Raw genomic sequence first — 14639 nt, 5'->3', positions numbered from 1 at the left:
TATGTTTGAGCATTCTTTTTCTTTTGATTGTCAGGATAAGTTGATTCTCGTGGTCGAGGATGAGTATGAGATAGGCGATATTATCGAACACTATCTCAAACGCGAAGGTATGCGCGTGATTCGTGCCATGAATGGTAAGCAAGCCATTGAAACACATGCTGCACAACCGATTGATTTAATTCTACTCGATATTAAATTGCCTGAACTGAATGGTTGGGATGTGCTCAATAAAATTCGTCAAAAGGCGCAAACCCCAGTCATTATGTTGACTGCACTTGATCAGGATATTGATAAGGTCATGGCATTAAGAATTGGTGCAGATGACTTTGTGGTCAAGCCTTTTAATCCGAATGAGGTCGTTGCGCGCGTACAGGCTGTGCTAAGACGGGCTCAGCAAAACAGTCAACCCATCAACAAAAATCTCATCTATAAAAACATCGAAATTAATACCGATATTCATAGTGTCTATGTTCATCAACAAGACAAAAAAGTCATGCTTAGCCTTACCCTGACCGAATATAAAATATTAATGCAAATGATTGATCATCCACATAAAGTTTTTACGCGAGGTGAGCTTTTAAATCACTGCCTGTCAGATAGTGATGCTTTGGAACGCACAGTCGACAGCCATGTAAGTAAGCTGAGAAAAAAACTGGAAGAACACGGTTTGCAACAGATGTTAATCAATGTGCGAGGGGTGGGTTATCGACTTGATCATCCACAAGATGCATAAGCCTTAATTATAAATACTCAAAAGAACCCATCTGGAAAATTGAGATGAAAAACAAGTCAGGTATTAGTAAACAGCTCTTTATTGCCTTAAGTATTGTGAACTTAAGCGTGACACTTTTTTCTATCCTGCTTGGCTATTTTATTTATAACTATGCCATTGATGCAGGCTGGATTACGCTAAGCTCTTTACAGGGGGACTGGACTGAATTCCATTTTGTTGACTGGATTTGGTTATCGACGGTCATTTTTTGTGGCGCGGTGATTTCCTTGATCATCGGTATGCACCTTGCTCAACGCTTTATTAAACCGATTAATTATCTGGCGGAAGCTGCCCAAAAAATTAGTCAGGGAGATCTTTCAGCCAGAGCAGATGACAGTCAGATTCACTCTGCTGAAATTTCTGAACTGATGCATAATTTTAATAATATGGCGAAAAAATTAGAAAGTTCAGTGGAAAATGCTCAGGTGTGGAATGCCGCAATCGCCCATGAATTAAGAACTCCCATCACTATTTTACAAGGGCGTTTACAAGGTGTTCTTGATGGTGTATTTAAACCTGATGAAGCTTTATTTAAAAGTTTGTTAGGACAAGTGGAAGGACTGTCACATCTGGTGGAGGATTTGCGGACTTTAAGTCTTGTTGAGAATCAGCAACTCAGATTACATTATGAAGCTGTTGATCTAAAAGTGCTTGCAGATAACGTATTGAAACTGTTTGAACATCGTTTACAGCAAGCAGGATTAGAACCTGTACTTGAGATGTCAACGACACCAGTCCATTGTGACCAGCGTCGTATTGAACAAGTTTTTATGGCATTGATTGATAATGCGATTCGCTATGCCAATGCGGGAAAACTGAAAATTTCTTCGCTTCTGATCGCCCAAGAATGGGTGCTGCAAATTGAAGATCAAGGGCCGGGTATTGCAGAGCAATACCAGCAAGACTTATTTAATCCTTTCTTTAGATTAGAACAGTCCAGAAATAAAGAATTTGGGGGAACGGGATTGGGTTTGGCGGTTGTTCATGCCATCGTTATTGCGCACAAGGGCTCTATTGAGTACCTTAATCCACAACAGAACAGCGTGTTCAGAATCAAACTTCCTGCTAAGCCCCAGCCTTAGCCAATTCGGCCTCAATATAACTGATAATCATGGTACTGAGGCCCTTTACCATTTCATCAAAGCTGATTTGCGGGTTGGGCAGGGTTAAGTGACGGGCAACGTTGAAAATACTGCTGTTAATACTGATATACGCAGTTACGCTGAGGTTATTCACTTTTAAATAGCGGGGATGACGAATCATGTATTTCATTAACACCTCCATCAGTGCCATCTCAATCTGACTAATATATCTTTCGTATTTCAATTCAGTCGCATAGCGTAGACAAATGAGATAACGATCGTCATCACGAGTCAGTAAATCTCTAAATGTATAGAAAATCATTTCGAATAAAGGCTCTAGCTCTTGTTCGATCATGATGGGCGTCAGCTCTTTCACCATATCCAAGACTTCTTTGACAAAGGTTCTTGCCATAGCATCATAAATTTCTTCTTTATTTTTAAAATATTCATAAAGAGATCCAACACTGACACCTGCAATGTCTGCAATATGTCGTGTAGTGGTGCCGCTGGTACCGTTGGTTGCAACGGCAATAAAGCCTGCTTCAATAATCGTGTCTACGGTCACTTTCGAACGTGACTGACGTGGTTTTCGTGTCGCCATGAAGTCTTATTGTTAAAATCCGAACATAATGTCAGATTAACATGTGGGTCAATGTGTGAAAAGGATTAGTTCATTAATCCGAACAAGTAAAATTACAGGTTTTTAATATGTGTTCTTTAGGATGTAATAAATAAGTATTTATGAAATACATCAATTCATTTTTTAGAAAATATTAATTTTTTAAATTGTTTTAATTTATTGATAATTATTAAAAATAAATTATTTTTTAATAAAGTATGTAGCTTTTAAAGCAAAGATTGCTTTAAGGCTGATCGAGAAAATATTTATAAATCAGTGTAAAAATTACCCGAATTGAATCCGAACATAAGATCGGTTTACAGTTGTCTCATACGAAGAAATGGTTCTGAAAAATCTCCCGAATATTTTTTCGTACCTTCCTGAAATATGGAGATGCGAAAAAGAGATGAACCAGACGCAAAGATAAAAGGGCAAATGACGCTCAAGTGCAGTAGGTAGGTGTAGCCATGATTAGCAGCACATTGAAGAAAGGTTTAAATCTATTTAAATCGAACCCGATAACTGAGCAAATCGATTTTGCGAGTAAAAAAACAATTCCAATTCGCCACTTGGCAATCGGATTTGAAGGCAAACAAGTTGATCTATCATTTTATATGAACAATCAATTCGCAACGATTTTTTTCGCAACACTTTCAGTGTTTCTGACCTATGGTGAAGATTTGGTGATTGAAACCGCTCGCCATCATCGTGATCAACTGAAAGATCCGATTTTAAAACAACGCGTCACTTCATTGATTGGTCAGGAAGCAATTCACTCAAAACTACATAATGAGTTTAATGATGCAATTGTTGAGCTTGATTATCCAGTCAGACTTTATCGTTTCTTGGGTGAAAAATTCTTTGATTACATTTTCTTAAAATTTCCTCAACCGCTCAAGCTCTCATTGATGGCTGGGATCGAGCATTTTACTGCGGTATTGGCGGAATACATGATGGCGCATGAACAGAACTTCTATTTCTCTGATGATGCCAAAACACGTGCTTTATGGATGTGGCATATGCTGGAAGAGTCTGAGCATAAAGATGTTGCCTATGATGTGTATCAAACTCTCAATGGTAATTATGCCTTACGGATTTCGGGTTTCTTGCTTGCCTATTTCACCATTCTGGGATTGATTCCATTTTCGGCAACCATGGTGCCAATCTTACGTAAACCACAAGAAATGCTGACTTCGAAATTCTGGAAAGATGCACGTCGTGGTGTCAAGCTGATCTTTAGTCCGAAGGATGGTGTATTTGGTAGTACCCAAGGTCGTATTTTTGATTATTTACGTACCGATTTCCATCCGAATGATCATGATGCATCTGCATATTTTGAATATTACGAAAAGAAACTTCTATCAGAAGGTGGCGCCTTATATCCATTCTTTGTGAAGGAATTTACGCCAAAGGTACAAGCCGCATAAGGCTGAATGATGTATGCACAGTATATCTGTTATTGCGCGCTGAGTTGGCAAAAAAGCTCAGCGTGTGATGAGCAGTTTGGTTCTTGTTGCCGTTATTTCGCTCATGCACTATGCAAATAACCATTCTCAACTGACCCGTGTATGGGGTGATGCATCCCAACTTAACGTTTAAGAATCGAAGTTGTTAAAGTTGCAGAAATAATCTTATAGACAACTTTACGATTTTTGATGGATGCATTGCTGTTTGATTTTATTTTACTCTCCCTATAGGAATTAAGACATGGTCGCTCAAGTTCTTCGCAATGTCTTCTCAGACAAACTCAGTACCAAATATCAAGGGATCGTTCAGAACCTTGCGAGTAAATCACCGATTCCAATACGTCATTTTGATTTTAAGTTCAATCCAAATGAATTGGATGAAAAGTTTTTTTTAAATAAAGAGTTAGCAACCTCCTATTTTCATGCTTTATCCATCTTCTTAACCTTTGGAGAAGATGTGGTCATCGATACTGCACGTCATCATCGTGATTTTATTGAAGACCCGATTTTAAAACAAAGACTGACTTCACTGATTGGACAAGAAGCGATTCATTCAAAAATCCATAATCAATTTAATGATGAAGTACTAAAGGAAAATGGCTATCCCGTTGAGTTGCTACGAGCCATTGCCGATAAAGTATTTGAATATGGTATCTACAAGCTACCGCAATCTTTACAGCTTTCATTAATGGCCGGGATTGAACATTACACTGCCGTACTTGCTGAATTTATGATGCAACATGAATACTACTTGCTGGGTTCGCAAGATGAACGGCAGCGCGCTATGTGGATGTGGCACATGCTGGAAGAATCTGAACATAAAGACATTGCTTATGATGTCTTCCTTGAGTTATCAGGTAATTATTGGCTCAGAATTACAGGCTTCTTGTTAGCAAGTTTAACGATTCTTGGCGGGGTGTCATTGGGAGGATATCTGATGCCATTCGTGCGTAAACCCAGCAATTTGGTTAATCCACGCTATATGAAAGATATTGTGGAAAGCACTGCGTTGTTATTTGGCAGTGAACGTGGGGTATTTGGCAGCAGTTTCATGCATATTCTGGAATATCTACGTCCAAGCTTTCATCCCAACGACCATGATACCACTGCTTATATGGCCTATTACAAAGAGCGGTTATTAAACCCTGAAACAGGCTTATTAACGCCTTATTTCCTTAAAGAGTTTGTACCACCTGTACGTGCAGCTTCTGCATAACAAGATCGCTGGAAAATAAAATGAAATTATTTGGGAAAAAAAACAAACCAAGCCAAAAGGCATTTGCTGTGGTGACTGGTGCGGGAAGCGGTATTGGTCGTAGTTTTGCGCTTGAGTTGGCAAAACGTGGTGGCACAGTGGTCTGTTCAGATATCAATCTAGAGGCAGCCAAAGAAACTGTTGTATTAATTGAAAGCCTAGGAGCAAAAGCCTTTGCTGTGAAATGTGATGTTGGTAATGCCAAGCAAGTGGAAAAACTGGCAGAGCAAGCGGAGCAGTTAATGCAGCATCCAACTACATTGGTCATTAACAATGCTGGTGTGGGGCTAGGTGGCAAGTTTGATGAAACTTCGCTGGAAGACTGGAAATGGGTTTCTGACATTAACTTGTGGGGAGTCATCCATGGGTGCCACTATTTTGTACCGAAGTTTAAGCAACTTGGTCATGGTGCAATTATTAATGTGGCCTCTGCAGCGTCATATACCGCTGCACCTGAAATGACAGCATATAACGTGACCAAAGCGGGGGTACGTGCATTATCGGAAACGCTTTCTGCCGAGCTTCGAAAACATAATATCAAGGTGAATGTACTTTGTCCGACGCTGGTACCGACCAACATCATTAAAAATGGCAAGGTTCCACATAAAGGTATTCTGGATTATGCACTGACCAATTTGGCATTTACCACCAGTGACAAGGTGGCAAAATTGACACTAGACCGTTTGGATAAAGATCAGCTTTATACCATCCCACAAATTGATGCCAAGCTATTCTGGTTAATGAAACGTACTGCTCCGAATTTATATGCCAAATTCTTGGGTAACTCATACCGATTCATGAAGTAACCCAAAGTGAAGACACATTTTTAAGTATTGAAATAAGCGAAAACAGCACAGGCAATTTGCATATTTCAGTTGGATGAATAAAGGATATTTTAAATGACAGCTCAAGCAAAAAAATTAAACTCAGCTGAAGGAAAGGCATTACCACAACATATCTATGACACCTTTATTGTGGGTGCAGGTATTTCAGGGATTGCAACTGCGATTCGCCTTGATCAAGTAGGGTACAACAATTACAAGATTATTGAAAAAGCGACACGTGTGGGGGGAACCTGGCGTGAAAATACTTATCCAGGATGTGGCTGTGATGTGCCATCGGCACTGTATTCATACTCTTTTGCACCAAGTGCAAAATGGAGCCATTTATTTGCTCGTCAACCTGAAATTCTGAGCTATTTAGAAGAAGTCAGTCAAGATTTTGGGGTGAGCTCAAAAATAGAGTTTGGTACTGAGTTGCTCAATGCGGCATGGGACAATCAACGAAATTTATGGGTCATGGACACCAATAAAGGGCAATTCTTGGCCCGGACCACCATTTTTGCTACAGGGCCAATTACCGAGGCTCAAATTCCTAAGCTTGATGGGTTAGAGACCTTTAAAGGAGAAATGTTCCATTCGGCAAAGTGGAATCATGACTACGATCTGACTGGCAAGCGTATTGCAGTAATTGGGACTGGTGCATCCGCGATTCAGTTTGTACCTCAGATTCAGCCTTTAGCTAAAGACTTATATGTCTATCAACGTACCGCGCCGTGGGTGGTGCCTAAGCCAGACACTGACCTTGGTGATGTGAGCAAAGCACTAATTGAAAAATTCCCATTGATTCAAAAAACCTGGCGCAAAACGGTTGCGCAGTCACTGAATGCGATTAACTTTGGTTTACGTAATCCAGCTGTGTTAAAACCTGTGGGTGAATTAGCCAAACTGATTTTACGTTTCCAGATCGAAGATCCTGAATTACGCAAAAACGTAACGCCGAACTTTACCATCGGCTGTAAACGTCTTTTATTCGCTAACAACTATTATCCAGCCTTACAGCAGCCGAATACTAAGCTTATTCCGCATGGACTGGTAAAAGTTGAAGGGAATACGGTAGTTTCTGCCAATGGTGAACGTCACGAAGTGGATGTGATTATTTGGGGAACTGGTTTTGAAGTATCCCATCCACCGATTGGCAAACGTGTGAGCAATGAAAAAGGGCAGATATTGAATGATCTGTGGAAAAGCAGTTCACCGGAAGCCTATTTAGGCACCAGTATTGAAAATGTACCGAATGCTTTCTTGGTATTGGGACCAAATGTGTTGGTCTATGACTCTTTTATTGGTTTGGCAGAAGCACAACTCGACTACATTGTAGATGGTTTACTCAAGATCAGAGACAAAGGCATTGCCAAACTCAACATTAAGCCTGAAGTGATTAAGCAGCATAATGAATTGGTACAAAAACATCTAAAAACCACGGTATTTAATGCAGGTGGCTGTAAGAGTTATTATTTAGATGCCAATGGCCGTAACTTTGCTGCTTGGCCTTGGTCATTGAAGAAGTTAAAGCAACGTTTAAAACAGATGGATTTAAATGATTACCAAGTGACCTATCAAACTGAAAAAACCAACTGATTTTTAGCTTAATCATCAAAAGCAGTAAATTTTGTCTCGTGATGGAATTTGCTGCTTATTTTTTGCAAGATAGAAAGAAATACAGGAAAAAAAAGATGAAAGAAGGACAGTCGAGCCGAACTGCTGAGGCTGCGGCAGCATTACGTGCCAATCATTTTCAAAATGCGAATAACCCAGTGTTTTCAGATCCCTTTGCGCTTGAGTTGACCAGCAGGGGCTGGAAGAAATTACTGACCACGCCACTGACAGTTAAGGTGATGAATTCAGCTGTATTTAACCGTACTTTAGGCTTATTGACAGGACAGGTGGTTGGACGCTCCCGTTATGCTGAAGATCAACTCAAGGCCGCCATAGCACGAGGCGTAACGCAATATGTACTGGTTGGCGCTGGATTGGATTCTTTTGCCTTGCGACAAGCACAGCAGCATCCACAACTCAGGATTTTTGAAGTCGACCATCCTGATACCCAAGCCGTTAAACAAAACAAACTACATCAATTGGGTGAGCTGCCAGAGAATGTGGAATTTGTTGCCATCGATTTTGAAAAGGAGTCGATTGCTGATGCATTGGCACGCAGCACTTTTCAACAGGAGCATACTGCTTTTTTCTCATGGCTGGGAACAACTCATTATCTGGAACCTGAAACGACGTTGAAAACCTTGGCTAGTATTGCAAAGATTGCAGTGAGAGAGAGTGAAGTGGTGTTGGATTATTCGATTGATTATCGCGAGTTGGATGGGATAGAGCGTTTGGGGACTTTGTTTGTCTCTCAATTTACCCGTTTTCTGAAAGAACCTTTAAAAGGGCAATTTAGACCCAAGGCATTGCATCAGGCAGTCACGCAAATGGGTTATATCGTTATTGAGGATTTATCTGGCAATGGTTTGAGTGAGCGTTATTTTCATGCTCGTCCTGATCATATCCGTCATACCATTGCGACACATATGTTACATCTACAGTTGCAGAGTATTTGATGTAATTAAATAAAAAGCCCTTAAATGCATTTGAGCATTTAAGGGCGTATGGATTAACGGCGATTATTATAAACAGCCATGGCTGCAGGAAGATTTTTACGCATATCGCTAATACGCTGACTGTTAGATGGGTGAGTTGACAAGAACGAGCCGCCAGCACCAGCGCCATCTAAACGATTCATCTTTTCCCACAAGCTGATTGCTGCATTTGGGTTATAGCCCGCTTTTGCCATAAGCATCAAACCACCGTAATCGGCACGACTTTCCAAATTACGAGAGTAAGGTAGACCAATACCCACTTGGCTGCCTAAATCGATTGCAGCACTGCCTAGATCACCAATGCTGCTGCCAGCATAAGATTTACCAATACCAATCGCAAGATTGGTTAACGCTTGAGCGCCAATTTTACTTTTGGCATGTTCTTCAAGCGCGTGAGTCATTTCATGTCCCATCACCGCTGCAATTTCATCATTGGTCAAATTGAGCTTGTTGACAATACCGGTATAGAAAACAACTTTACCGCCTGGTGCAACATAAGCATTCACGGTATCAGATTTTAATACAGCCAGTTGCCAATCAAAACGCTGACCAGTCTGGTTCATTTGATCCGCATACGGTTTTAAGCGGTTAAATACAGTATTGATACGCTGATACGTACTTGAGCTGCTATCCAGCTGATTTTTTGCACGTGCTTCCTGAGTCATTTTTGAGAAACTTTGTGCTGATTGAGCATTTAAAGTTGCGCTATCTGCGCCAGCCATGTCTGCGAAAGAGGCACAGCCAGAAATTGTCATTACGGTTACAGCACAAAGGCTCAAAGCGAATTTCTTCATACTTATTCTCTCCAAATCAGTATCTTATGAATATAGTCGTGATCAGGGTGGATTATAGAAAATGTTAGCGATAGTTAATATTCTGAATAGCTCTATAATCATTGTAATTATGTAATCAGCCAAGCTTATTGTTTGCTCAAAAATAAAAGCCAGTGACAGGCACTGGCTTGGTTAGAATCAATCCGATCTCAGATCAAATTAATCCTCATCATCATATTCATCTTCAGAGAAGGTGTTTTCTTCTAGAGAAGCATCAAAAATAAGGATGGCTTTACCGTCAGTCTGGATCATGCCTTGATCTTCAAGTGTCTTGAGGACACGGCCAACCATTTCACGAGAACAACCGACAATTCGACCAATCTCTTGGCGGGTGATACGAATCTGGCGGCCATTCGGCAAAATCATTGCCTCAGGCTGTGCAGATAAGTCAATTAAACAACGCGCGATACGACCTGACACATCAATGAAGGCCAGATCAGTCACTTTACGTGTGGTGTTTTTAAGACGGCGTACCAGCTGGGCAAATACTGCATAGCTCAAATCTGGGTATTGCTTGCTTAACTCATGGAAATTGTCATAGGAAATTTCTGCAATTTCGCAGACATCTCGCGTACGTACTTCTGCGGTACGTTGAGGGTTCTTTTCAAAAAGCCCCATTTCACCAAAGAAATCACCAGGGTTGAGGTAAGCAACAACGATTTCTCGTTCGTCATCTTCACGTAAGATAATTGACACTGAACCTTTTAATATTAAATACAGTGATTTTGATTCCGTTCCAGCGTCAACAATCGTGGTGCGTTTAGGGTATCTATTAATATGAGCACGTTTTAGCAGAGCTTTTACTGATTCAGGCAGTTGGCCTGGTGATAAAGCATCAGTGCTAAGTTGTGAAAAATTTGAAGTCATGCTTAAAATTTCCGAATTTGGATAAAACCGATCGCACAGACTCTTGATAGAGCCTTTTCTACACAGAAGAGATGAAATTCCTTATCAACTCATTTTATGTTAGTGTACAAGAACAGAGTAAATTTATAACGTTTTTCGGGTAGTTGCAATGCAAACAAGTGTACATTGGTTAGAGAATGTTGCTTTTGAGGCGAAATCAGAAAGTGGCCACACTGTGGTGATGGATGGTTCTGCTGAATATGGAGGTGAAAACCGTGGTCCACGTCCTATGGAGTTGATTTTAATGGGACTTGGTGGGTGTGCTTCGTTTGATATTGTGACGATTTTAAAGAAATCTCGCCAAGATGTGACGGATGTTGTATGTCAGCTTAAAGCAGAAAGAGCAGATGCCATTCCAGCAGTATTCACAAAAATCCATTTGCATTTCGTGGTCACTGGCAAAGCAGTAAAAACCAAGCAAGTTGAAAAGGCCGTTGAACTCTCCGCCGAGAAATATTGCTCAGCCAGTAAAATGCTTTCAGATGGCGGTGTTGAAATCACCCATGATTTTGAAATTATTGAAGCTGCTTAAGTTATAAATTATTAAGTTCTACTAAAAAGTGATCTATTTTTATAGATCACTTTTTTATAAGCTTTTCTTTTTATTTTAGAAATAATTGTGGATCTACGCGAGCATTGTTCAGACTCATTCCCCAATGTAAATGTGGTCCAGTGACACGTCCAGTTTTACCGACGAACCCAAGCGTTTCTCCCTGACGAATCTGCTGCCCCTTTTGTACATTAATTTTACTCAAATGGCAGAACATGCTGACCAAGCCTTGGCCATGATCAATCAGTACCGTATTCCCATTAAAGAAATAGTTGCCTGTTGCTATCACGACGCCATTTGCAGGCGCAATGACGGTTTGTCCAACAGGTGCAGGAATATCTAGACCAGAATGCGGTGCGCGTTCTTCGCCATTGAAAAATCGTTTACGGCCGAACGAATTGCTGAATTTCCCTGCAGTAGGGCGGATAAAATTGGGGAATTGTGTCCATGCGCTCGGTGTAAATGAGCTGTAAATATCATTCTGCTCTTTGGCTTCTCTGGCATATCGATCAAGTTGTTCTTGATTAGGACTGACATAGTCCTGATTTTTGACGTTAAGGCGTTGCTCCGCATATGCATACGGTTTGATCTCTACCTGAATCGGATCGTTATTGGTGGTTAAGGTTAAAGTTCCTAAAGGTGTAGAAAGGGGAATGCCAAATACCGCATAGCGTTGAGACCCTTCTTGGGAAATCAGAACAGGTTTTTGTTGATAAAAGACTTGCATTGTATTGGAGGGTAATGGAATCACGGCAATACCACCAGCACGTCTTGAGTCCTGTGGCAGCTGTGCAAACGCAGCATGAAGAGGAAGTAGGGAAGCAACAGCGAGCAAAATTGTTTTTAGCGACATGATGAGCATTTTTAGTTAAAGCAAAGCGTTAAGCTAAAACGTTCGCCTTAAAATCACAATAAGGATTTTGTGCAAAACAGAATAGACAGAAAAATTATACAAAAGATACTTGAAATAGATTGTTTATACACCCATATTATTACTGAGTTTTATCTCTTGATATTTTTATAAAATATTGAAAAATATATAATTTTTATTTGAAATTTTAAAAATCGTTCCCATCTTAGTGATAAGTTAAAAATTTGTTGTGAGGAATAACAAGAATGCGATTTGAAAAATTTACAAACCGCTTACAGCAAGCACTCTCAGATGCACAATCATTGGCAATGGGTAAGGATCATACTTCAATTGCAGGAATTCATATCCTGACTACCTTACTTGAAGAACCTGCCAATCTGAGTTTGTTGCAACAAGCGGGCGCTCGTTTACCAGAGTTAAAGCAAAAACTGGAACAAGCCCTGCAAAATGCGCCAACCTTGGCCAATCCTACGGGTGATATCAATCTGAATCCTGAAGCGGTAAAGGCCTTGAATTTAGCTGACCGTTATGCACAAAAGGCAGGAGATGAGTTTTTATCTACCGATTGGGTGTTGTTAAGTTTAGCGGAAACGGGTGAAACCAAAACGATTTTAAACAGCGTTGGTGTAACACCAGAGAATTTACGTAAAGTAATTGAAAATATTCGAGGAAATGACAAAGTCATGAGCAACAATCATGAAGATCAACGTGATTCACTGAATAAATATACCATTGATTTAACTGAACGTGCTTTAGCAGGCAAGCTTGATCCTGTGATTGGTCGTGACGATGAAATTCGCCGTACCATTCAGGTTTTGTCCCGTCGTACCAAAAATAATCCAGTATTGATTGGTGAGCCTGGGGTGGGTAAGACTGCGATTGTGGAAGGCTTGGCACAGCGTATTGTCAATGGTGAAGTACCTGAAGGCCTGAAGAATAAACGTGTATTGTCATTAGACCTCGGTTCATTGCTTGCAGGTGCGAAATATCGTGGTGAATTCGAAGAACGTCTAAAAGCAGTACTTAAAGACCTTGCTAAACATGAAGGCGAGATCATCCTGTTTATTGATGAGTTACATACACTCGTCGGTGCTGGTAAGGGCGATGGTGCAATGGATGCAGGCAATATGTTGAAACCTGCGTTAGCACGTGGTGAATTACGTTGTGTCGGTGCAACCACTTTGGATGAGTATCGTCAGTATATTGAAAAAGATGCTGCGCTTGAGCGCCGTTTCCAGAAAGTATTGGTCGATGAACCGAGTGTTGAAGATACGATTGCAATTTTACGTGGTCTCAAAGAGAAATATGCCACTCACCATGGGGTGCAAATTTTGGACTCGGCTATTATTGCTGCAGCGAAGATGTCACATCGCTATATCACCGATCGTCAGTTACCTGATAAGGCGATTGATCTGATTGATGAAGCAGCATCTCGTATCAAAATGGAAATTGATTCCAAGCCAGAAGCTCTAGATAAACTTGATCGCCGTTTAATTCAGTTGAAAATGCAATTGGAGGCAGTGAAAAAAGATGAAGATGCCGGCAGTAAAGCCGAAGTCAATCATCTTGAGCAGCAAATTGCTGAGAAGCAAAAAGAATACAACGATCTGGAAGAAATCTGGAAAGCTGAAAAAACACTGGTTGAAGGTGACAAGAAGGCGCAGGTTGAACTTGATCAGGCACGTGTTGCTTTAGAGAAGGCAAAACGTGAAGGTGATTTGGCAGAAGCAGCGCGTTTGCAATATGGTGTGATTCCAGAATTGCAGAAGCGTTTGGAACAAGCCGAAGTGGCTGAGGAAAATGAAGAGCCGAAGCTGATTCGTACCAAAGTCACCGAAAATGAAATTGCTGAAGTGGTCAGTGCTGCAACAGGCATTCCTGTGGCGAAAATGCTGCAAGGTGAACGTGAAAAACTGCTGAATATGGAAGAGTTCTTACATAACCGTGTGGTTGGACAAGATGAAGCAGTGGTTGCCGTGTCGAATGCAGTCCGTCGTTCACGTGCAGGTTTATCTGACCCGAACCGTCCAAGCGGCTCATTCTTATTCCTTGGGCCAACAGGTGTGGGTAAAACGGAGCTGACCAAAGCATTGGCAAACTTCTTGTTTGACAGTGATGATGCCATGATTCGTATTGATATGTCCGAATTTATGGAAAAACACTCGGTCAGTCGTTTGGTGGGTGCACCTCCAGGTTATGTGGGTTATGAAGAAGGTGGTGTTTTAACTGAAGCAGTCCGCCGTAAGCCTTATAGTGTGGTGTTATTTGATGAGGTGGAAAAGGCGCATCCCGATGTGTTTAACATCTTGCTACAGGTGTTAGATGATGGACGTTTGACCGATTCGCAAGGTCGTGTTATCGACTTTAAAAATACGGTGATTGTGATGACCTCTAACTTGGGTTCACAAGATGTGCGTGAACTGGGTGAAGGGGCAACAGATGATGAAGTTCGTACTGTAGTCATGAATGCTGTTACGCAGCACTTCCGTCCTGAGTTTATTAACCGTATTGATGAACTGGTGATCTTCCATTCACTTAAAAAAGCACAGATTCGTGGTATCGCGGATATTCAGTTAGATCGTTTACGCGCACGTTTGAGTGATCGTGATATGGGCTTAACTGTGGATGATACGGCGTTTGATATATTGATTGATGCTGGTTTCGATCCGGTATATGGTGCGCGTCCACTAAAACGTGCAATTCAACAGCAAGTTGAAAATAACTTGGCTCAGAAAATACTCTCTGGTGAGTTCCAGCCTGGAGATAATATTTTGATCAAAGGTGAAGGTAGTCATCTGGTGTTCGATAAAGTAAAACTGAGCTAAGTTAAATGTGAAGGATTGACAAAAAAG

The 14639-nt window shown here is 40.9% G+C and carries 13 protein-coding genes; 9 read left to right on the top strand and 4 right to left on the bottom strand.

Annotation, left to right across the window (positions count from 1 at the left end):
- The first annotated feature begins 1 nt into the window (after position 1).
- Positions 2-733, top strand: coding sequence for an efflux system response regulator transcription factor AdeR (adeR, locus tag F895_RS07240; RefSeq protein WP_005242067.1), 732 nt, complete (start codon positions 2-4; stop codon positions 731-733).
- 44 nt (positions 734-777) lie between these two features.
- A complete protein-coding gene (gene adeS, locus F895_RS07245) occupies positions 778-1854 on the top strand; it encodes a two-component sensor histidine kinase AdeS (RefSeq protein WP_005242064.1) in 1077 nt (358 codons plus the stop codon).
- Here the strand turns inward: adeS and F895_RS07250 are convergent.
- A complete protein-coding gene (locus tag F895_RS07250) occupies positions 1838-2455 on the bottom strand; it encodes a TetR/AcrR family transcriptional regulator (RefSeq protein ID WP_005242061.1) in 618 nt (205 codons plus the stop codon). The two genes, adeS and F895_RS07250, sit on opposite strands and share 17 nt — an antisense overlap.
- Before the next feature lie 485 nt (positions 2456-2940).
- Here F895_RS07250 and F895_RS07255 point away from each other — a divergent pair, with 485 nt between their 5' ends.
- From F895_RS07255 to F895_RS07275, 5 genes are all read left to right on the top strand, one after another.
- Positions 2941-3900, top strand: coding sequence for a metal-dependent hydrolase (locus tag F895_RS07255; protein ID WP_005242059.1), 960 nt, complete (start codon positions 2941-2943; stop codon positions 3898-3900).
- Between the two features lie 280 nt (positions 3901-4180).
- Positions 4181-5155, top strand: coding sequence for a metal-dependent hydrolase (locus F895_RS07260; protein ID WP_005242058.1), 975 nt, complete (start codon positions 4181-4183; stop codon positions 5153-5155).
- Positions 5156-5175: 20 nt separating this feature from the next.
- Positions 5176-6000, top strand: coding sequence for an SDR family NAD(P)-dependent oxidoreductase (locus tag F895_RS07265; protein ID WP_005242057.1), 825 nt, complete (start codon positions 5176-5178; stop codon positions 5998-6000).
- Between the two features lie 93 nt (positions 6001-6093).
- Positions 6094-7614, top strand: a complete 1521-nt coding sequence (locus F895_RS07270; RefSeq protein WP_005242056.1) for a flavin-containing monooxygenase — start codon at positions 6094-6096, stop codon at positions 7612-7614.
- A 95-nt stretch (positions 7615-7709) separates the two neighbouring features.
- Positions 7710-8588 carry a class I SAM-dependent methyltransferase gene (locus F895_RS07275; RefSeq protein ID WP_005242055.1) on the top strand — a complete coding sequence of 293 codons (879 nt, stop codon included), beginning with the start codon at positions 7710-7712 and terminating at the stop codon, positions 8586-8588.
- Between the two features lie 53 nt (positions 8589-8641).
- Here the strand turns inward: F895_RS07275 and F895_RS07280 are convergent, their stop codons facing one another.
- Together F895_RS07280 and crp are read right to left on the bottom strand one after the other, a co-directional pair.
- Positions 8642-9421, bottom strand: a complete 780-nt coding sequence (locus F895_RS07280) for a M48 family metallopeptidase (RefSeq protein ID WP_005242054.1) — start codon at positions 9419-9421, stop codon at positions 8642-8644.
- A 198-nt stretch (positions 9422-9619) separates the two neighbouring features.
- Positions 9620-10327 (bottom strand): cAMP-activated global transcriptional regulator CRP, encoded by a 708-nt coding sequence (gene crp / locus F895_RS07285; RefSeq protein WP_004654102.1) that lies wholly within the window; start codon positions 10325-10327, stop codon positions 9620-9622.
- Positions 10328-10475: 148 nt separating this feature from the next.
- On the opposite strand from crp, the gene F895_RS07290 reads away from it, so the two are divergent.
- Positions 10476-10898 (top strand): OsmC family protein, encoded by a 423-nt coding sequence (locus tag F895_RS07290; RefSeq protein ID WP_005242053.1) that lies wholly within the window; start codon positions 10476-10478, stop codon positions 10896-10898.
- A gap of 70 nt (positions 10899-10968) precedes the next feature.
- Here the strand turns inward: F895_RS07290 and F895_RS07295 are convergent, their stop codons facing one another.
- The gene (locus F895_RS07295) at positions 10969-11769 is read right to left on the bottom strand and encodes a peptidoglycan DD-metalloendopeptidase family protein (protein WP_005242051.1); all 801 of its coding nucleotides are present in this window, start codon (positions 11767-11769) and stop codon (positions 10969-10971) included.
- A 263-nt stretch (positions 11770-12032) separates the two neighbouring features.
- On the opposite strand from F895_RS07295, the gene clpB reads away from it, so the two are divergent.
- On the top strand, positions 12033-14612 hold the full coding sequence (clpB, locus tag F895_RS07300; protein ID WP_005242049.1) for an ATP-dependent chaperone ClpB: 2580 nt from the start codon (positions 12033-12035) through the stop codon (positions 14610-14612).
- The last annotated feature ends 27 nt before the right edge of the window (positions 14613-14639 follow it).

The sequence above is a fragment of the Acinetobacter sp. CIP 64.2 genome, from assembly GCF_000369645.1.
Classification (GTDB): Bacteria; Pseudomonadota; Gammaproteobacteria; order Pseudomonadales; family Moraxellaceae; genus Acinetobacter.
The sequence above is the reverse complement of the archived record's forward strand: the minus strand, read 5'-3'. Positions and strand labels throughout refer to the sequence as shown.